The organism is Paenibacillus sp. J22FR21 (assembly GCF_056269135.1).
The window spans coordinates 978,692-997,956 of record NZ_JBWDNJ010000002.1 but is presented as its reverse complement, the minus strand read 5'-3'; the positions used below and the strand labels follow the sequence as shown (position 1 = coordinate 997,956).

20 protein-coding genes are annotated in these 19,265 nt (G+C 47.3%); 5 read left to right on the top strand and 15 right to left on the bottom strand.

The features are described 5' to 3' along the window. Positions 1 to 17: 17 nt before the first annotated feature. On the top strand, positions 18 to 761 hold the full coding sequence (locus AC0YNS_RS10315) for an SDR family oxidoreductase (protein WP_475780895.1): 744 nt from the start codon (positions 18 to 20) through the stop codon (positions 759 to 761). Positions 762 to 833: 72 nt separating this feature from the next. On the opposite strand, the gene AC0YNS_RS10310 is transcribed toward AC0YNS_RS10315, so the two are convergent. The 7 genes from AC0YNS_RS10310 to AC0YNS_RS10280 form a co-directional block, all read right to left on the bottom strand. Beyond that, on the bottom strand, positions 834 to 1,379 hold the full coding sequence (locus AC0YNS_RS10310; RefSeq protein WP_475780894.1) for a hypothetical protein: 546 nt from the start codon (positions 1,377 to 1,379) through the stop codon (positions 834 to 836). 104 nt (positions 1,380 to 1,483) lie between these two features. Beyond that, positions 1,484 to 2,245, bottom strand: coding sequence for a glycerophosphodiester phosphodiesterase (locus AC0YNS_RS10305; RefSeq protein ID WP_475780893.1), 762 nt, complete (start codon positions 2,243 to 2,245; stop codon positions 1,484 to 1,486). Positions 2,246 to 2,291: 46 nt separating this feature from the next. Beyond that, the gene (locus AC0YNS_RS10300) at positions 2,292 to 3,134 is read right to left on the bottom strand and encodes an ABC transporter permease (RefSeq protein ID WP_475781017.1); all 843 of its coding nucleotides are present in this window, start codon (positions 3,132 to 3,134) and stop codon (positions 2,292 to 2,294) included. Further along, entirely contained in the window at positions 3,134 to 4,336 is a 1,203-nt protein-coding gene (locus AC0YNS_RS10295) for an extracellular solute-binding protein (protein ID WP_475780892.1), read from the bottom strand. Before AC0YNS_RS10295 ends, AC0YNS_RS10300 begins: the two co-directional genes overlap by 1 nt. Before the next feature lie 67 nt (positions 4,337 to 4,403). After that, entirely contained in the window at positions 4,404 to 5,483 is a 1,080-nt protein-coding gene (locus AC0YNS_RS10290) for an ABC transporter ATP-binding protein (RefSeq protein WP_475780891.1), read from the bottom strand. A gap of 33 nt (positions 5,484 to 5,516) precedes the next feature. Beyond that, positions 5,517 to 6,341, bottom strand: coding sequence for an ABC transporter permease (locus AC0YNS_RS10285; RefSeq protein ID WP_090975376.1), 825 nt, complete (start codon positions 6,339 to 6,341; stop codon positions 5,517 to 5,519). Between the two features lie 35 nt (positions 6,342 to 6,376). Continuing rightward, positions 6,377 to 7,387, bottom strand: coding sequence for a LacI family DNA-binding transcriptional regulator (locus tag AC0YNS_RS10280; protein WP_475780890.1), 1,011 nt, complete (start codon positions 7,385 to 7,387; stop codon positions 6,377 to 6,379). A gap of 318 nt (positions 7,388 to 7,705) precedes the next feature. Here AC0YNS_RS10280 and AC0YNS_RS10275 point away from each other — a divergent pair, with 318 nt between their 5' ends. From AC0YNS_RS10275 to AC0YNS_RS10265, 3 genes are read left to right on the top strand one after another with little or no spacing between them, the layout of a single operon-like run. Further along, complete coding sequence (locus AC0YNS_RS10275) at positions 7,706 to 9,202, top strand: spore germination protein (RefSeq protein WP_475780889.1); 1,497 nt, start codon at positions 7,706 to 7,708, stop codon at positions 9,200 to 9,202. 8 nt (positions 9,203 to 9,210) lie between these two features. After that, positions 9,211 to 10,323 carry a Ger(x)C family spore germination protein gene (locus tag AC0YNS_RS10270; RefSeq protein ID WP_475780888.1) on the top strand — a complete coding sequence of 371 codons (1,113 nt, stop codon included), beginning with the start codon at positions 9,211 to 9,213 and terminating at the stop codon, positions 10,321 to 10,323. 27 nt (positions 10,324 to 10,350) lie between these two features. Continuing rightward, entirely contained in the window at positions 10,351 to 11,457 is a 1,107-nt protein-coding gene (locus tag AC0YNS_RS10265; protein WP_475780887.1) for a GerAB/ArcD/ProY family transporter, read from the top strand. A 101-nt stretch (positions 11,458 to 11,558) separates the two neighbouring features. Here AC0YNS_RS10265 and AC0YNS_RS10260 read toward each other — a convergent pair whose 3' ends face one another. The 8 genes from AC0YNS_RS10260 to AC0YNS_RS10225 all read right to left on the bottom strand — a co-directional run bounded on the left by AC0YNS_RS10260 (position 11,559) and on the right by AC0YNS_RS10225 (position 18,732). After that, positions 11,559 to 12,755 (bottom strand): glycosyltransferase family 2 protein, encoded by a 1,197-nt coding sequence (locus AC0YNS_RS10260; RefSeq protein ID WP_475780886.1) that lies wholly within the window; start codon positions 12,753 to 12,755, stop codon positions 11,559 to 11,561. Positions 12,756 to 12,903: 148 nt separating this feature from the next. Next, positions 12,904 to 13,575: a PspA/IM30 family protein gene (locus AC0YNS_RS10255; protein WP_475780885.1), complete on the bottom strand. Its 672-nt coding sequence runs from the start codon at positions 13,573 to 13,575 to the stop codon at positions 12,904 to 12,906. Position 13,576: 1 nt separating this feature from the next. Further along, entirely contained in the window at positions 13,577 to 14,056 is a 480-nt protein-coding gene (locus AC0YNS_RS10250) for a hypothetical protein (protein WP_475780884.1), read from the bottom strand. A 137-nt stretch (positions 14,057 to 14,193) separates the two neighbouring features. Further along, on the bottom strand, positions 14,194 to 15,504 hold the full coding sequence (locus tag AC0YNS_RS10245) for a sensor histidine kinase (protein ID WP_475780883.1): 1,311 nt from the start codon (positions 15,502 to 15,504) through the stop codon (positions 14,194 to 14,196). Continuing rightward, positions 15,488 to 16,168, bottom strand: coding sequence for a response regulator transcription factor (locus AC0YNS_RS10240; RefSeq protein WP_475780882.1), 681 nt, complete (start codon positions 16,166 to 16,168; stop codon positions 15,488 to 15,490). The genes AC0YNS_RS10245 and AC0YNS_RS10240 overlap by 17 nt, the downstream gene beginning before the upstream one ends. A gap of 112 nt (positions 16,169 to 16,280) precedes the next feature. Beyond that, entirely contained in the window at positions 16,281 to 17,273 is a 993-nt protein-coding gene (locus AC0YNS_RS10235) for a mannonate dehydratase (protein WP_475780881.1), read from the bottom strand. A gap of 135 nt (positions 17,274 to 17,408) precedes the next feature. Then, entirely contained in the window at positions 17,409 to 17,837 is a 429-nt protein-coding gene (locus AC0YNS_RS10230; RefSeq protein ID WP_475781016.1) for an NUDIX hydrolase, read from the bottom strand. A gap of 67 nt (positions 17,838 to 17,904) precedes the next feature. Continuing rightward, complete coding sequence (locus tag AC0YNS_RS10225; RefSeq protein ID WP_475780880.1) at positions 17,905 to 18,732, bottom strand: GNAT family N-acetyltransferase; 828 nt, start codon at positions 18,730 to 18,732, stop codon at positions 17,905 to 17,907. A 223-nt stretch (positions 18,733 to 18,955) separates the two neighbouring features. Between AC0YNS_RS10225 and AC0YNS_RS10220 the strand changes: the two genes are divergently transcribed. Continuing rightward, positions 18,956 to 19,150, top strand: coding sequence for a hypothetical protein (locus AC0YNS_RS10220; RefSeq protein WP_475780879.1), 195 nt, complete (start codon positions 18,956 to 18,958; stop codon positions 19,148 to 19,150). Positions 19,151 to 19,265 lie beyond the last annotated feature (115 nt).

The window sequence follows — 19,265 nt, the reverse complement described above, 5'->3', positions numbered from 1 at the left end:
ATTCATAGAGGAGAATTATGATGAGCGAAGGTATTGAGAACAAGGTAGTACTAATCACAGGTGGAGGCACGGGTCTGGGAGCGGAAACTGCACGACTTCTTGCATCCAAAGGAGCGATCGTGGCCGTGGCAGCGCGCCGGAAAGACAAGCTCGACGAGGTCGTTGCACAGATTACGGAGGCTGGCGGGAAAGCCGGCGCCTATCCGCTCGATGTGACCGACAAGGTGCAGTTCAAGGCTGTTGTCGATGCGGTCATCGCTGATTACGGCAAATTGGACGTGCTTGTCAACAACGCCGGCCTTATGCCGATTCGTCCTATGGCCGAAGTGAACACCGATGAGTGGGATGCGATGATTGACATCAACCTCAAGGGGGTTTTGTACGGCATCGCCTCTACTCTCCCGGGATTCCTTGCCCAGAATGACGGTCACATCATTAATATCAGCTCAGTTGCTGGGATTAAGGTCTTCTCGCCGGGCGGCACCGTCTACTCGGGTACGAAATTCGCGGTACGTGCGATATCCGAAGGACTGCGTCACGAAGTCGGAGATAAGGTCCGAGTGACGTCCATCGAACCGGGGGCGGTAGACAGCGACCTGAAGTTTAACACCACAGGCACGGCACAATCCACTGTATTGGATTTCTACAAAACCGCGATTCCGGCAAGCGCCGTGGCGCGGGCCATCGCCTTTGCCATCGAACAGCCGAAGGAAGTCGATATCAACGAGATCGTTCTGCGTCCTACCTCCCAGGACTTCTGATACCTCCAAACTCATATGGAAACGCCGGTCACCTGCTTAAGGTCACCGGCGTTTTTTCTCACATACGAGAATTTATTTCGCATCTCTTACAAACACGATTTCGTTCGTCAGGTATTCATAAGGTGCTACCCACTCGTTCGAGATTAAGATTTCACTTAACGACACGTCGCTTATGAACCCATTCCGATTCATGTTTATTAATTGGTGCAAAGCTAACTTATCCCATCCGATACAATCCCTTGTCACGATACCAATCCGGTTGCACCGAATCTTCTTCATTTCCTCTTCTTCGGGAGCGTTTGTCGCATGGACGTCTTGGTGACTGAGAAAATGCATGAATAACTCATCCAGGAGATCCATGCTGCTCTCGCTTAAGGGTCGATCCTTCAATTCTAGGATTTTAGCCGATATATCCAAAACAGCCTTATCGTGTTCGCTTAACCTGCTAGGGATAAAAGGTTTTACCGAGGAAGCGGGAATCCCCCACCTGCTTCTTCTTCCCTTGGTCCTGCGCTTTCCTTGCAAAGTGCCCGTTGCCAACCACTGGTAAATGATGCGATTATCTTTATTTAGCATAATAGCGACTTCTTCCACCGTAAACACAGGCTCATGGGTCACTTCAACCGCCTCCTAATACTACGAAACTACCAATTGTTTCATAGATATGTTTCCATAGTCGAATGTATGACTACTAGGTAGGAAGGGTCGTTGAACTTGAGTGGTTAGACAGACGGCTGTTCAAGCTGGAATACCTGCTTCACACGTACTAACGCCGCAACATTGCGTGTCGTGATGGAATGTACGCCCCACTCCGCGTATTGTCGCATTTGCATTTCATCCTCCACAGTCCACGCATATACGGGCAATCCAAGACCTGAGGCATATTCCACGAATTCTTGCCTCAGGAGTCCATGATAAATATTCACGCCAAAGCATGCGGCTTCACGGGCATCCGCACATGTTTGAATCATTGCCTCCCGATAAGGCAAGGTCTTGAACAGCTCGACGTTGGTGTTAAGGAGTTTATGCATTTCCGGCTGTAGAATCTTCGCCATCAGTGCCCGTTGGAACTCGCAGCCCGAGAAGAAAGCATGCTGCGACAGGTCGAATTTGCGGACCAGCGCCGCTGCAGGCTCAATTGCCGCATCAACCTTTAAGTCCAAATTCACGATTTTGCCGGAAGCTTTCACGAGCGGCAAAATCTCTTCCAGCTTAAGGAGCCTTGGTGCACTTCCATGCTCAGACTCTAATTGCATTTCGTTTAATTCCACATAAGTCATTCCCGCTATATTCACATTCAACCGTTGGCCGGTAAGCCATTCATCGTCATGTGCCAGCACAGGAATTCCGTCCTTGGTCACCCGAATATCCTCTTCCACCACATCGGCACCAAGCTCGAGTCCGATTTGAACCGAATGAAGTGTATGTGCCTCTGTATTCATACTGCCTGCGTGAGCCGTAATCAGCGGAAAGTTACGTTTCATTCTTGTCACACTCCTCACTACCGTCTTGAAATCATCCTAACATTCATCACGAACGCGCTGCCTCTTCTTTTACCATGCTGCGAATGTAGAAGTAGCCCATGAACGAGCATAACAAGAAGGTGAAGAATGCGAGCGCAGAAGCCTTCTCCTTCTCTTGAAAGACACCGAATATTTGCTCCATCGAGACGCCAAGCATTTGCGGTGCATTCGGACCAAGCAGGAACGGCGCGGTGAACGAGCCGATAACGCCCATGAAGACGAAGGTGACCGCCACAAGCAGCGTTTTGTAGGTGAGTGGTACGATAAAGCGAGTGAACAGACGTAGTCTCCCCGCTCCTACATCCTTTGCGCTTTCCATCACCGAATCCGGGATACCTGCCAAGGCTGAACCAAGCAGCATGGTAGTAAATGGAATGTTGAACCATAGATTCGCGATAATAATGCCTTTCATATCGAAAATAATACGTGGAAAACCGCTGCCGCCAAGCAGAAGCACAAAGCGCGATACCCAGCCATGGTTACCTAACAGCTGAATCAAACCGTACGTCGCGATGACCGTAGGAATAAACATCGGGATCATATACATATTCCGAATCCACCCGACTAATTTGCCTTTGTTGAATCGCATGTAAGCAGCCAGCGCATAACTGACGATCAGTACGATCACAACCGATATAACCGTCACTTCCAGCGAAAAAATAATATTGGAGCGCATCAGCTTGTCGGTGAACAAAAACTTGTAATTCGACAGGTCGATGCCGCCCTCCTTATTGGTCAGGCTCTCCTTAAACGAAACCGCGATTGGGATGACGACCGTGACGAACAGCAACAGAAAAGAGGGGATGACCAGAAGCAATCCCAGTATCCCCATTTTCACTTGTTTCTTCATCATTGCGCCGCTACATCGCTTTGCCAGCGTTTGTTGATTTCACTGCCCAGATCGCCGATGTTGAATGTACGGAAGCCTTCAGCCACGCCTTTGAAGGAATCTTGGATATCCTGGGGCATGTTCGACAGCTGGATACCCGGGAAACCGTGCATGGTGGTCACGACAACCGCTTGCGCTTCCGGCGACAGCACGAAGTTCAGGAATTCATTAACCGCATCCTTCTTCTCGGACAGCTTCGGCACCATTAGGTACGTCGGACCGCCGTTGAAGCCCGGATTGATTTGCGAAATTTTGGTTGTAGCCGGCAGTTGACCGTTACCGATTTGCTCGAGCGCCATGTCCGACCAAGCCGGGATCATGTCCACCTCGCCGCTGATGAGCAGATCCAGCGTGCCTTGGTTTTTCTTCGGATAAATGCCTTTACCGTACACAAATTTGCCGAGATCCTTCAGCGTATCGAAACCAGTGTTCCACTGCGTCTGAATGGCCGGATCGGAGTTATGAATGGCATCTTCAGGGAGCTTGTCGTACAACGTCGTTGTGACAAACGAGCTGCCTGCACCACCCGTAGACGGGTCATTGTAAGCAAAACGTTCCGGATTCGCTTTAATCCATGTGAACAGCTCATCCAGTGATTTCGGAGGCGTCTGCACCTTCTCGCTGTTGTAAGCAAGTACGACGGCGGACGAACGATACGGCACTGCCAGGTTGGATACGTCCGTCATCGTACTGGCGTCAACGGAAGCGAGGTTGCCAATTTTGGCCGAATCAAGCGTTTCCCACAGATCGTCCTTCTGCCCTTGCGTTACGTTGCTCAGCCCATCCTCATACAGATCGATGTCGCCGGAGCCTTTGCCTGCTTGCTTCGCTGCGAGAATGCGGTCGTAAGTAGGCTGTGCGCCGGTACCGGACGGAATATAGACCTCTTTAACCTTAATATCCGGATGGTCTTTCTCAAACATAGGCACAAGCGTGTCCCAAAGATTCTTAACGTTCTCGGAGCCCGTGAAATAGAAGCTGAATTCAACGGGTTCAGCCGAAGTATCCGTCGAAGCAGAAGTACTGTTCGCATTCGTCGGCTTCGTATTTGCTGCACCTGCGTTGGCATTCTCCGAGTTATTCGTATTTCCACATCCGGCGAGAAGACCTGCGGTAACGGTTGTTAAAGTCAGTAAAGCAAGGGCGGATTTCTTGTTTAACATGATTATTTGCCTCCTTGGCATTGGGTTTTTGGGGTCTAGCTTGAGACTCGCTTGAAACTCGATTCGATTAGACTTCCGGATACGTAATGACTTTCTTGAAGCCGACGGAAATCCGGTCACCGGAATGTAGCTCCTTCACGGCATCCCGCGGTTGAAAGGCCCGAATAACACCATATTCCTGTAATTGAATCGATACTTCGGCATAGTGGCCTAGAACCATAATCTGTTTAACGATGCCGGGTAAACCCTCTTGTTCTTGACTCGACATGATGACATCTTCAGGCCGGATTGCCAGCCATCCCCCGCCGGACAACGATTTCGAATTTGGAAATCTCAACTTCCCTACCATGACTTGGCCTTCCGAAATCACCCCTTTCAAAAAGTTCATCTTGCCGATAAATTGGGCGACATACAAAGAGCTAGGCTGATCGTATATCTCTTGCGGGGAAGCGATTTGTTCGATCTTGCCGTGATTCATGACGACGATGCGGTCGGATATCGACAACGCCTCTTCCTGGTCATGCGTGACGAATACCATCGTGAGGCCGGTCTCTGCCTGAATCTCACGCAGTTCCTCCCGCATCTCATGCCGAAGCTTAGCATCCAGCGCAGAGAACGGCTCATCTAGTAGAAGAACGGCTGGCTTCAAGAGCAAGGACCTGGCAAGCGCGATTCGCTGCTGCTGTCCCCCCGATAGCTGACCGGGATATTTGTTCTCGGCGTCCGGCAAGCGAACAAGGTTCAGAACGTCTTGGACCGCCTTACGGATGTCGGCCTTCTTCATCTTGCGTATTTTAAGACCGAATGCCAGGTTATCGAACACCGTCATATGCGGCCATAGATTGTAGCTCTGAAACACCATCGAAGTCGGACGTTTCTCCGGCGGGGACTTGAGCACGCTCACGCCTTCGATGAGAATATCGCCGGAGTCCGGTTCGAGAAACCCTCCGATGCTGCGCAGCACCGTTGTTTTACCGCAGCCGGAAGGACCAAGCAGCGTTACGAGCTCCCCCTTACGCACATCAAGCGAGATTGAAGTTACACCTTCTCCGGTGCGGTAACGTTTCGACAACTGTTGAACGGAGAGCTGGATTTCTCGGTTTTCCGCAGCTTGCTTAACGTCTTGAATGCTCTGAACCATACTCATAACGGCCTCCTAAGTCACGCTTTACTTGATTTGTTATTTCAACGTAAATCCGCTGGACATGACGTCCGCGCTTACGAATCGTTTGGCGGCGAGCAGCAGAATAATCGTCGGTGCGGTCAGTATGATAGAAAACACCGCGCCGGCGTATGCCGGATAATCGCTGATAATGGAATACATGACAATCGGCATCGTCTTGTAATTCGGAATACCAACCAGGAACGTTCCCTGTGCTTCATCGAGCGAGTTTAGGAATGTGAAGATCGAGGCGACGATGATGCCGGGCAATGCCATTGGCAAGGTGATTTTGACAAATACCCGAATCGGTCCGGCTCCCACGTCTCTCGCTGATTCTTCCTGCGCTTGATGTACATTCCGGAAGGCGGCGGTCGGAATCCAAGTCATGAACATGAGCACGTTAATCATATGGATCAGGACAACGCCAAGCAGCGTATTCATCAAGCCGAGCTTGTAGAAAAGCACCGCGATCGAGACATACAGCCCCATCTTCGGAAATGCATGGGTCAGCAGAAACGAGAATAAGAAGAAACGACTGAACGGGAACCGAATGCGTGCGAATGCATAAGCTGCCGGGATACATAGCACGATGGACAGTCCGGTTACAATTGAGGCGATCAGGAAGGATAAGCCGATGGATTGCGGGATGTCCTCTTGTTTGAAAACGAAAGCCCACCATTTCATGGACCATTGATGCGGAATAACGTCCGGATAGTTCCATTTTCCGGTGAAGGCGAGAATTGCCAAGTTCAGCAGCGGTCCCAGAAAGAAGATAACGAAGATGACAAGTACAATGAATTCAATGATTTTTCGTGTTCCAAGTGCCTTGAAATACCAACGCATGAAGGGTTATCGCTCCTTTCAGAATGGATAGCTGGTTATTTGGTTGACTGTCTGATAAGCAGCCGCGGGGTCAGCTGCTTGGGTTGTTCAATGTGTAGTTCTTGCCGAATCAGTTGGTCTAAGAGCCGGACAGCCTGGGTGCCCATCTCCCCCGTATCTACCTTGACTGTCGTCAAGGATGGCGTGAACATTGTCGCGAAATCCACGTCATCGAACCCAATCACAGACACTTGCTCGGGAATACGCACTGACTGCTCCAGCAGAAATTTCATCGCGCCCATAGCGAGCATGTCATTAGTGGCGAAGAGCGCCGTATATCCGTCTTCCCGAAATTGACCCCATTGTCGGCTCATGATCTCGTATCCTTCTCCGAATGTCGAAGTTGCCGCGGATTGAATCGCCGCATATGTTTCTTGAATACCGGACTGCCTAATAGAAGTCATGAACCCCTTCAAGCGTAAATGATGACTTCGATGACTCTGAGGACCGGCAATGACGAATATTCGTTCATGACCGGTTTGCGTCAAGTGCTCGGCGACCATCCTGCCGCCTTCTTCGTCTTGATTCACGATATGGATGACACCATCAACATCTGTCGAGCCGTTCACCATGACAAATGGGATGCCGAAGTTCGTGATATGATCAATGACATTCTGCTGCAGCCGGCTTATCAGAATGAGCCCATCCACCCGTTTCTCGATCATGAAGTCGGCCGAACGATACGACATATCGTGGTCCGTTGTAACGAAGATCGAATAGTTCAACCGTGCTGATTCCAATAAGACGGCATCGACGATTTTGCCATAGAAGGGATGCGAAGCAATCGGATGATCTCGTCTATACAAGAGTAACCCAATGTTATGCGTCCTTTGCGACACCATAGCCCGTGCGACTGCATTCGGTTTATATTGCAATTCCTCGATCAGCCCAAGCACCTTATCTCGCGCTTCCGGACTGGAATATCCCTTCCCGGAAATAATCCTCGAAACGGTAGATTTGGACACCCCGGCTCGCCGGGCGATTTCTTTGATGGTCGGATTATCCACGATGCACTCCCCTTCACAGCTGTGAGACCGTTCCCACATGGGAACGTTCCCATGTGTATAGATTAATGAGCAGATGTTTCTACTGCGTTAAATCAAGCCTAAGGATTTGTAAACCTACGGCTATAAATGTCTAAGAAAATGTAAAAACCACCGAAATCTATCCTGATTTCGGTGGTTTTGTGTAAAATGTAAATTCCCCTTCGCGACTGGACGCAGGAGTCTCCTCCCTCATCTGCCTGCCCCTTCTTCATAAATTGAATAATAAACGAAGTATTCATCCAAAATAAAACATAAACGAGACGATGGGATTGAACAGCCATGCCGACAAGCCAATTGAATCAGACAGCGATAAAGCAATTCCTTGTGGCCTGCCATCAGTCGAGCGACTTTATTACGGTCGATCTCTCCTATATGCTTACCGCGCCAACAATAATGAAACTTTCTTATTATAAAACATTAGTAGATATAGATATGCTTAATATCATCATAAAGTCGCTTCAACAAGTAGATCCATCCACTTCATTATGTAAAATCGAGGAAATTGTTGCTCATATTCCAATAGACGAAACTCAGATAACGGATGACACGGAGACCATCCAATCATGTGTGTTGAAAGGTCTTTTACTTGTGTACAGCGATAAAAGGCTTGAATCGTATGCGCTTGTTCCGATTACAAGCAAGAAAGGCCTACGTACAAGCAATAAAACTGAAGAAGAATTTAGCGTAGTTGGACCAAAGGTCGGATTTGTAGAAGACGTAGATCATAATCTGAAGCTAATTCGACTGCAATTAAACAGCCCCGACTTGATCATTAAAGAAATGATAGTCGGGACATTATCCAAGACCAGGGTTTCCTTACTGTATCTTAAAGAAGCTGCAAATCAAGAAAATGTTGCCAAAATGGAAAAACGCATAAAAGCTATAAATTTTGATGTCATTTTTGATACGACACAATTAGATCAACTTATTGCAGATAATTCCTTCACCCCATTCCCTTTATTTACAACAACAGAGCGCAGGGATCGGGTTGTTTATTCGCTTGTATTGGGGCAAGTAGCTGTTGTTTGTGATGGATCCCCCTACTTTATTACGGGCCCTTCTAATTTATTTGACTTTTTTCTATCACCAGAGGACTACTATACGCCTTGGCTGCTCGGTTCATTTTTTCGAATCATTCGGATCTTCGGAGTTGTATTCTCAATGCTCGCCTCAGCAATGTATGTAGCTGTCATTACGTACCATTATGATATTATTCCGAAAGAACTTCTTGGACGTCTGATCTATTCCAGACAAAGCGTTCCTTTCCCTCCGCTCATCGAAGCGCTCTTCTTAGAAATTACGGTCGAATTTTTAAGGGAAGCGGGAGCCCGCCTTCCTAGTCGGATTGGTCAAACCCTTGGCATTGTCGGAGGCATTATTCTGGGGCAAGCAGCAGTTGAGGCCTCCTTAACGAGCAATGTTCTCATTATTATTGTCTCGCTTTCTGCTCTCGCTTCCTTTGTTACTCCAATCTATAAGATGTCCAATGCCATTCGATTTCTTAGATTCCCGATTATTTTTCTAGCTGCTGTTTGGGGAAGTTTGGGGATTGCGCTTGGCGTGACCATTTTGATTATCCATTTATCCCAGCTCCGTTCATTGGGATATCCATATACCGTTCCCTTCTTTCCACTTCGTACGAATGATCTCAAGGACAGCTTAGTCCGGTCCTCTTATTCACAGATCAATACAAGACCAAGCTTTCTCAAACCCCCTACAAGCGTTCGTTATAAGCCCAACAAGGCTAAAGTTAAACGTGATTTTGATGAGGAGTGACTTTTAGTTTGGGACGCAGGATACAAGGTCGTTTTCCTCTGCTTGTAATAGCTCTAAGTATATCTCTTGCCTCTTGTGGAAATGAACAGTTTATTGATCAAATCGAGATTGTTCAGACCGCCGGCTATGACATGGATGACCACAAGATACTGACCAGTGTACTTATCGGAGATTATCAGGAGAAAGAAAAAACGAAGGTGAAGCTGCTTACAACTACTTCCAATAACAGTTATGACATGATGCCGCTGCTTAACTTCAAAACCAATAAACCGATCAAATACGGTCAAATGAGAATGTTGGTCTTTGGAAAGGAATATGCCAAGCAAAACATTGGTCCGATTCTGAAATTTCTATCTAAAGATGTATCGATCTCAGGTAACCTTCAATTAGCTGTTGCCAAAGAGAAGGCTACCGATCTGTTAGCTGCGTCGATTCCGGCACATGACCCCTTATTTATCATGAATATGATTATTCAGAATGCCCAAATGGCTAATCTGCCTCATAGCGATTTACAATCCATTCTTTTCAATTATTACGATGAAGGAAGAGATGCTTTTTTACCCCTTATTTCTTTAGACAACAATAAGAATGCCCAGACCGAGGGCACCGTTCTGTTTAAAGATCGAGAAGACGGAAAATTCATGCAACAACTGGGAAACAAAGAAGCATTATGGCTAAAGATGCTCATTGAAAACGGTAAAAACGGCAGCTTGGAACTCCCTCTTGAACATTCAACTAATGAAGAGGAACCGATTGCTTTCTTGAAGATTATCACGTCTAAAGCTTCATTTATTAATAAATCCAACGCGATAGTCTCACAGCTTTCCTATGCGGTTAAGGTGAATATAACGGCAAAAGTTGTTCTAAAAGGTATTCCCGAACATTACTCTGATTCTGATATGACTCATTTACAGAAGAAACTTGAAAAATATCTATCAGATGAATTGGAACATTTCATACAATCCTGCTGCAAAGAAGGTTTAGATCCGGTTGGGTTTGGCAGCTTCTTCCGAAGCAAAATGCGAGGCTGGGATGCTTCCGAGTTTTATGCGGCTTATCCTTCGATGAAGTCAACTGTCAGTACGAAAGTTAAAATCATCAAGTCTGGTATACAAAAATAAGGCTAAATAAGAATGGGGACTATGCTCGTGAATGGAGTAGTCAGCGATAAATTTTCTGTTTCCCCAATCCATTTATTTTTTGTGATGTATGTGAGTTTAGCTAGCTTTGGGACAATGAGCTTCCAGCATCATATCGCATTTCATGCGGGCCATGATGCCTGGATTTCGGTCATTATTACCACACTCTTCCTCACACTGTTGGTTTGGATGATGTTTTTTATCCTTAAGCGGCAAAAACCGGAACAAGCGAATCTTGTGGCGATTAACATCAGGCATTTCGGTAAACCATTGGGGACTGCTATGAATCTGATCCTGGTCTTCTATTTCGTATTGGGTGCTTTCGTAACTTTTCGGAATTATCTTCAAATCATCCATGTTTGGGTCTTCCCTTACGCCAACATCTGGCCAATCGGTGTATTTATTTTGCTTGTCGTATATTACGCAGTTTCGGGTGGTTTTCAGTCCGTTACTGGATTATGTATGTGGGGAACGATAAGTATATTTATTTTTATCATGCCACAGCTATTAGCAGTCTTAACCCGCCTGCATCCGGACAATATACAACCGCTTTTTAATCAACCACTAACAGACATCGCGAAATCCGCGAAACAAATGTCTCATGAATATATAAGATGCGAAATTCTTTTTGTCATCTACCCTTTCATTCGGGAGCAGAAGAAGGCAAAACCGTGGGCATTTTGGGCTGTATTGGTAAGTGGCTCCTTTTATTTGATTTTGTCCATCTTAAGCATCATGTATTTTAGTCAAAATCAGCTGGAGCAAATTATTTGGCCAACCTTAAGTTTGATTTCAACCCTTGATTATCCTCTCATGCAGCGCATGGAATCCCTCTTAATTACAGTATGGATCGTTAAAATACTGGCCATTATCTCACTCGGATTATGGGCCGCCTGTCATACCTTGAAACAGTCAACCAAAACAAAACAACGAACGAGCATAAAAAGTTTTATAGGGCTCATTCTAATCCTGTTGTATTTCACAAGGAATGACGAGCAAGTTCACCTAGTAACTCATCTCTACTTTAGTATCGGAGAATATATGATTTACTTCTACATCCCTCTACTGTTTTGCTTCTCCTTGTTTTCAAAAAACTTGCGAACTCCGCCTCTGTAGACGCTAAACCTGAAGAACCGGCATTATCTGCCGGTTCTTGTTCCAATACCTTGGTTTGTTCCTGGATCGTTGCGTACTGTTATACCAAGTCTGTAGTTCTCTTATAACGATGCTTGTATAAACGCCTGCATCCTCGAACGAACGGTCATCGTCTGATACAAATACGTAATCGTTCTCGATGAAGTGATATCCCCGTTATAGTTGATGACGGATGACGTCAATTGCGCATCCATAAGCTTAGATTCTTTCAGAGTACGAATAAATGTAACATCTGCCGGTGCATGCTCGCTGTCGAAAATAATGCACCACTCCGCCTTTGCTTTCCCAAGTGCCTTGTGCAAGGCGTAGTTAATCGAATGATTGACATAATAAAAGATTCGAATGCGAGAATCATCAAACAACTCTATGATTTCTTCAATTTCTCTTTGTGTCGTTAGACTGACGATGATCAGCTCGAAGTTAGTTTCGTACTGGTCGATGATGTTTCCAAGCGCCGAATGCGCATGAGCTACTTCGCCAGGTTTCACTATGAACAATGCGCTAAACAAGAGCGGTATACTTCGTCTCTGGCGCGTTTCATAATGGGCCCTGTGAACCTCGTTCCAGCATAAGCGGTGCTTCGAAATATCGTTTGCGATGTGAGTAGACAAGCTGAACGGAGAATTAATTCGATAATCCATCAGCTCTACAGGTACGTACTTAATATCGCAGTAATCGGTCATTCGCAGCCAATAATCGTAGTCTTGAATATATTTAAACCGATATCCGTCTACGAGACGGCAATGCGCCGCACGGTGAATAAACGAAGGCCCGATAATACAGCCATCGAGCAGTGCCTCCTTGGGACGATTCTGCCAGCTGCGCAGCGTACGGAGAAAATCCGGGGTATGAGCCGGGTCGCCGTTTTCGAAAATTTGATTGAAGCTGCTGTACACGATGCCCACATTGGGATCCGCCCGATCTAATTCGTTTACTAATGTACCTAAGAATTGCCGGTAATAGATGTTATCCGTCGATACCCAAGTCAAGTAATCGTAACCTTGGTCCATTAAGATTTCAAAGCCGTAATTCAGTGCAAATGCGACGCCTTGATTGAACGGATAGGAAACGATTGTTACCCGGGGATCCCCCACGGTGCATTCTTGAATAAGCGGCAGCAGCTCTGGCGCCCCATCGATAACAATCAGGAAGGTAAAGCTTCGGTATTGTTGATTACGTATGGTTTGAATCGCCTTTCGGATGTGAGCTTCGTTCTGATAATAAACCGGCATCACAACGCCGACTTTCGGCATGCTCATGCACCTCTTCCCTTTATAGTAATCTATGAAAGAATCACCATGTCCGAGATAGTCAGAGCGCACATTTATTCGAAAAACCTTCTAAGCTTAAATCGAGATACAAAGAAAAAGCAATGAACCGGCAATCGGCTCACTGCTTCCTTAAACGCTATTGTTCTGCTGCCGGTTGTTGCTTCAACTCGGCTAGTGATGATTCGATCTCCGCCGTTAACGTCGGATCGAGATACTGAGGCGCGGACCGTTTAGCCGGCGTGTTGAAATGATTCATGGCCGCAAGCTCCGCCTCGATCATCAGCACCTTCTCCTCCGCCCGGGCGAATCCTCTGCCAATGCCGTCCGTCTGAAACGATACAACACTTTGGTTCAGCTCCTTCAGGGAGCTTGCCACATTAACCCGGGATTCGAGCAGCAGGCGGCGATGATTGTACTCCTCCGATTGCACCAGCAACTGGGCAATACGCTCTTCCAGCACTTTGGTCTGATCCTGGATCGTTGCGTACTGCTCGCGGTAGACGGCCAGCTTCTTCTCCTGCAGCAGCTTCTCCTGCAGCGCCAGCTTCGCGATCTGATCCTCGCCTTGGTCCACCGCAAGTCTCGCTTGGCGGCTCCGTTTCTCAACTGCCGTCTCGGCATTCGCAATCAGCACCGCTTGCCGCTTCTCAATAAACAGCTGGTGCGCCAGTGCTCGCTGCCCCTTCTCAAGCTCGACACTAAATTCCCGCATATATTGATTCACCATATGGAGCGGCTTCTCGCACTTATCGATCAGACCGTTCGTTTCGGCTAGAAACACATCTTTGATACGTTTGAAGATCCCCATCTTATTTCGACTCCTTTGTTTGGTTTTGCTGCATTTCCCATTGGTCCAGGAAGTCCGATGCCGTCGGTATGTTTGCAAGCACATTCGCCCCATCTGCGACTCTGGGCTTCTTGCCTCTCCTGCTCATCCAGAACAATAAAAGTCCGACGATCAGAATGATTCCGCCTACCGCTACGCCGGGGCTAATACCATTCTCATGATCCCGATCGATGTGTATGCCGCCCTCTCGGAACACCGGCACCGGCGGCGCTGGCACAGTCATAGCTTCACCGCGTAATGCCGGCATAGCCCCGACCTCGCCACCTCTTATCTCAACCTTCATGTCGTCTCCAGGTCTGCCATGAAACTCCTGACTCACCCTTACAACTTTCAATGCATCACGCCCGTGTTCACCGGCCACTACACTTAAACCGGCTCCGACAGCTACGATGATGACGGATACCAACAGCGCTTTCTTCACCCAAGGTCTCACGCGTCTCACGCTTAATCATCCTTTCCCTACAGTGATCTTGTCTCTACAGTACCAACTATATAGGGCAATGGTAAAAGTACGGTAAAAAAATAATTCCCTTCCTCTTCATCGTCCTAAGAGAAAGGGATGCTCGCCTTCATCGTATGCTAGACAGGAAACTCTACCGAGAATGTGCTTCCTTTTCCCGGCGAACTCTCGAGAACAACCGAACCACGGTGGGCAATAACGATTTGCTTCGCAATCGCGAGGCCAAGCCCCGCGCTGCCTTCTTCACGAGAGCGATGCTTCTCGACCCGGTAAAACCGGTCGAAGATGCGAGGCTGATCCGCTGCGGCAATGCCGATACCGCTGTCCCGGACAATGATCCGCCACTGCCTTGGGTTGGGGTCAAGACCAACGTCGACCTTCCCATCTTCAGGCGTGTATTTGATCGCATTATCCAGCAAGATATAGACCAGCTGCTTCAATCGCTCCGGATCGCCCTTCACGGTCAGCGTTTCCGGCAGCATCGTCCGCAGTTTAATCCTTTTCTTCTGAGCAACACCTTCGAAAGCAAGCACCCATTGGCGGAGCTTAGGCACAATGTCGAAAGCGCTCATTTCGAACTCTACTGAGCCGACATCGGACCTTGCGAGCATCAGCAAATGCTGCACCATACGGCTCATTCGGCCAATCTCTTCCTTCATATCCGAAACGACTTCCTTCGAATACGGCGTAATGGTATCTTCGTTCTCCAGTTCAATCACATCGAGTGACGTGTTCATAATGCTAAGCGGAGTCCGGAGTTCATGAGAAGCATCCGCCAGAAACTGCTGCTGCTGCTTGAACGTTTGCTGAATCGGAATCATCGCTTTACTGGACATGGATGAACTGAGTTTGACGGCTGCAATGATGAAAATAATTAGAATAACGATGAACACGATGAGCAGATTCCGGAGGATATCCCAATAAAAGGTGACATCCTTCGCTGCAAAGATCGTCGCCGGTCCATTCGTCGTCATAATCGGATGCGCGCCAACGAAGAGCAGCCGATCATCCGTTCGAATCAGAAGATCCCCGTAGCGTCGCTGCAGTTCGGGCAGCCAGCGTAACCGGAACGTATCCCCTTCGGGCTGCCACTCTTCAATTTCCGCCAAATTGCGGTCCTTAAGCTCCGGAATAGCATCGCTCTGAGCAAGCACTTGACCACGATTATCCAGCACATAGAAGAAAAACAAATCATCGCCGCGGCTGTTCTCCAAATCCGGAACGACAACGCGGCCGTCCTCGGTCGCAAACATGGTCTTGCGAAGCGAATTGCTCTGCTCTTGGTAAGCCATGATCATGAAGAAGAGCGATACGATGATCGAGAATAACACCAGAAACAGAATAATGAGCCACGTATAAGTAACCGTGAGCTTCCTTTGTGTGTATTGGAATAAGTCTCGCTTCTTTCCCTTCTTAAGCGTCCATTTCAAACCGGTAGCCTACCCCCCTGATGCTGTGAATGACCGGCTCCTTACCGGAATCGTCCAGTTTGTCCCGGAGCATCTTCACGGTAACATCGACATTTTTGTAGGAAACATCACTGCCAAGCCCCCAGATGCGATTGAGAATCGCCTCTCTCGTCAGCACATTGCCGGTGTTCTGCAAGAAGAAATCAAGCAGCTGATACTCCCTCGGGCTAAGCAGAATCTCCTCGCCGTCTCGCGATAGCTGATGTGAGGTACGATTAAGCGTAAAATGCCTGAACGTCACAATATCCAGCTTCCTCGGGGCAAAATTCCGCCTTGCCAGCACACGGAGACGAGCGAGCAGCTCATCCATCTCGAAAGGCTTCGTCAGATAGTCATCGGCTCCTGCATCGAGGCCGAAGATTTTATCTTGCAGTGAATCCTTAGCCGTCAGGAGGACGATGGCTTGTCCGTAATTGTCGCCTCGCAGTCGTTTGCATACGTCCACACCATCCATGAGCGGCATCATCCAGTCCAGGATGAGCACATCATAAGCCGATCCACGGGCATAATCGAGCGCATCCTCCCCGTTCTCCACCCAATCAACGTGATAGCCGCCTTTCTTCTCTAACATATATTTGACAAGCTTGCCGAGCTTCTTATCATCTTCCGCCAATAGAATATTCACATTTACGCTCCCCGCCGCTACATCCGAGATAATAGGTTAGTATACCAAACAAACGGTTAAAATACGGTAAAAAAATAACCCTATCCGCTAGATTGGCGAATAGGGTCGTGAATTACCGTTCAAGAAGCTCCAAAGCATTCAGCAGCCCTTGCATATAGCCGACGGCATGCGCACGCGCGCGATGTCCCCATGCTGAATCATTAATGACATGTGGCACGTGATCATCCATTATGAATCCAGTGAATCCCGATTGTTTCAGTTCCCGCAAAACTTCAGCCGGATGATAATTTCCTTCTCCCAGGAAGCACTCCTGAAACTTCGGCATAGTGCCCTGTACGTCGCGAAAATGCACGTAAAAGATTCTATTTCTCGGGCCGAAATACCGTATCATCTCCATGACATTAGCGGCTCCGTAGACCATCTCCGAACAGCAGCCAAGGCATAAATTAAGCCCCCATGCGTCGCTATTAGCGATTGACTCGGCTTTCTTGAAATTCTCCACTTTATAGAAAATTCTAGCCGTTCCGTCAAGCATGGCAACCGGCGGATCGTCAGGGTGTAACGCAAGCCGCACACCTGATTGTTCGGCTACAGGAAGCACAGCCTTCAAGAAATAAGCATAATGCTCCCACATGACCGATTCGTCCGGGATTCTCACTTCACGGTTGGAAGCATATTTCACCTGGTTGACGCCGTTTGCTGCAACCGCGAGATCGAAAGCCGTACACATGGCTCCGCCCCTGCCCGGCTCCGAGGATGTCCGCCAAACAAAGTTCGGCATAAAGTGGTGGCCCAGTATCGGGATGCCGGCATGCCCCATATGACGGATAATGCTGCAATAATTCTCAATTTGCTCATCCCTGCCAGGCAAACCAAGCATGATTTTATCGTAGAAGCGGATGGGGACATTCTCGATGGATTCCAGAAACAATCCATTATCATCGCAAGTTTTCTTTAATGCAACCAAATCCTCCAAATCCCAGCTGCGTTCACCAGGAAGATTCGGTGTGTTGAGCTGAACGCTCGTTACACCTAATTGCTTGGCAAACGTCATGGTTTCTTGCGTCAGCTCTTGCATTTGGCCTAAGGCAATCCGCATATTCATCGTTATCCCTCCGCGGCGATTTATCATCGAACAAGCTCAATAGTACAGTGTACGAGCAGGTGAGAGAGTTCATGTCTATCGACATTATCTAATCTATTATCACAAGAAGCTTTTTCGGCAATTCATATATCAATCTCATACTCTCCCATGGAAATGATAGGGGACTGATACTTTATTTTCTCCATTTCTTACTTTTAATTGTTCGGGTAAGTAAGTCATGAATTTATTTGCAGATTCAAGATCCAACCACTTAACTTCTATTACTTCGTCATCCGGGTCTGAGATTTTCATTTCGCCACCCACGATTTTTGCCAAAAACGTAAATAGTAATGCATGGTGCCCCCTTTCTGTAAATAACGCTTCCCTGACTGAGTAAAGTCCGGTAATTTCTATTTCATAACCCGACTCTTCTTTAGTTTCGCGTTTTACAGCTTGTTCCAATGTTTCATCTGCTTCAACGGCACCCCCTGGAAAACTCCAGTACGAAGAGTCCTCTTTTTTATTCAAAACCAATAATATTTGTTTATTTGAATCATCGTAAATTAATGCGGAAGCTACATTCACTCTTATCAAAAGAAAACACTCCTCAAATCCATAATAGTTGGGATCAATAGCAAGTAAGATTGACTGATCAAGACGCTCCGATCTGTGAACATCTCTCAATGGAATAAAGATTGTATTCCTCCGTCTTATGAAAACCCAGTTTCTCAGCAAGTCTCCCGGAAGCTTCGTTTCCAGACGAACAGTCCCAATACGGAGACAGCTTCCTGTTTCTTAGTTCCCGAATGCATGCTTGTGCAGTCCAGTAAGCCAGCCCCTGCTGCCGGAAAGGCTCCAATGTTTTAACGCCGAGTGTATGCGTTTGTCCGGCCACAAATCCAGAGTAGCAAAAGCTTGCAATCCTGTTCTCCTGCAGTGCACAATAGGCAACGCCATGCTCTATGAACTGATCAAGACTCCCCCAGAAACCGAGCAGTTCCGACTTCACGAAATCAAGGTTATTCATCCGGCTAGAACCTAGCCAATCGCTAGTCAAACGTTCCACTTGAACGAACGGCTGCGGAAATTCAATGAGGGTTTTTCGATTCTCGCTCTGCTCATGCCATTTATAGATCAGTTGGGTTGATTTCTTTAAGTTCCTGCGGGCAAATTGCCGCTCAATTACGCCATTCCATCCGTCATGCATGCCTGCCACTTCAAATCTGCTGTCCACAAGCTGGAAATCAATATAGTGGTCCAACGCATGTAGAAATGGCACATTGGTTTCCTCGCCAAGCAGAAAAAACCCTCCAAGCCCTTCCGCCCATAGCAAAGCTGAAGCCGGATGATTCGGATCGTCAGTCACGATCCATCCACTATTGATGGTATCAACAACCGCTTCAACTTCCGGAAATTGAAATCCAGCTGCGAGCATAGGCCGTAAGCGGGAGTAGTCCTTTTTCTCCAATACGTGCAGCATTTAATAATCACCTCGTCATCTTTTAACTATCATTCCCCGTCGTGACTGCTCAGGAAATGAATAAACAGTGCAGCCTTATAAACGAAGTCTAAAATGACTGTATGCACCTAATATACAACAACAACTAACGTCGTTGTACTAGTGTTCTCCGTTACAACCATCTTGTTGTAGCTGTCTTGTCCTGTATGGTATGATCAAATAAAAATGGAAGAAGGGATTATCTATGAACGCCAAAACACACCTTCGCCACGAACGTTTCAATACGGCTAATAACAAGCATAATCAACGAGTTGCAGAGTTTCATAAACGACACGCTGCTCAAATTGCAAGCGGCGAGAATGGTACCGGCTTACTAGCCAGATGGGAAAGATTCGTTTATAACAAAGCACTGGAAATAATAAAAACAATCAAAAAGTAACGATTTAGAGACTGCTCACTTGGGCAGTCTCTTATTAATCAATTTGCTGGTTAAATTACGCTGCAAATTATACTCCCATTAACACAGCAAGGCTGCCAGTCATTAATCCTGGCAG

Bases quoted from the DNA above. Each gene is read 5' to 3' on its own strand.
- AC0YNS_RS10260 (WP_475780886.1), bottom strand. From the start codon at position 12,755: ATGAGCATGCCGAAAGTCGGCGTTGTGATGCCGGTTTATTATCAGAAC.
- AC0YNS_RS10295 (WP_475780892.1), bottom strand. From the start codon at position 4,336: ATGTTAAACAAGAAATCCGCCCTTGCTTTACTGACTTTAACAACCGTT.
- AC0YNS_RS10285 (WP_090975376.1), bottom strand. From the start codon at position 6,341: ATGCGTTGGTATTTCAAGGCACTTGGAACACGAAAAATCATTGAATTC.
- AC0YNS_RS10300 (WP_475781017.1), bottom strand. From the start codon at position 3,134: ATGAAGAAACAAGTGAAAATGGGGATACTGGGATTGCTTCTGGTCATC.
- AC0YNS_RS10290 (WP_475780891.1), bottom strand. From the start codon at position 5,483: ATGAGTATGGTTCAGAGCATTCAAGACGTTAAGCAAGCTGCGGAAAAC.
- AC0YNS_RS10275 (WP_475780889.1), top strand. From the start codon at position 7,706: ATGCCGACAAGCCAATTGAATCAGACAGCGATAAAGCAATTCCTTGTG.
- AC0YNS_RS10255 (WP_475780885.1), bottom strand. From the start codon at position 13,575: ATGGGGATCTTCAAACGTATCAAAGATGTGTTTCTAGCCGAAACGAAC.
- AC0YNS_RS10220 (WP_475780879.1), top strand. From the start codon at position 18,956: ATGAACGCCAAAACACACCTTCGCCACGAACGTTTCAATACGGCTAAT.
- AC0YNS_RS10305 (WP_475780893.1), bottom strand. From the start codon at position 2,245: ATGAAACGTAACTTTCCGCTGATTACGGCTCACGCAGGCAGTATGAAT.
- AC0YNS_RS10225 (WP_475780880.1), bottom strand. From the start codon at position 18,732: ATGCTGCACGTATTGGAGAAAAAGGACTACTCCCGCTTACGGCCTATG.
- AC0YNS_RS10235 (WP_475780881.1), bottom strand. From the start codon at position 17,273: ATGAATATGCGGATTGCCTTAGGCCAAATGCAAGAGCTGACGCAAGAA.
- AC0YNS_RS10315 (WP_475780895.1), top strand. From the start codon at position 18: ATGATGAGCGAAGGTATTGAGAACAAGGTAGTACTAATCACAGGTGGA.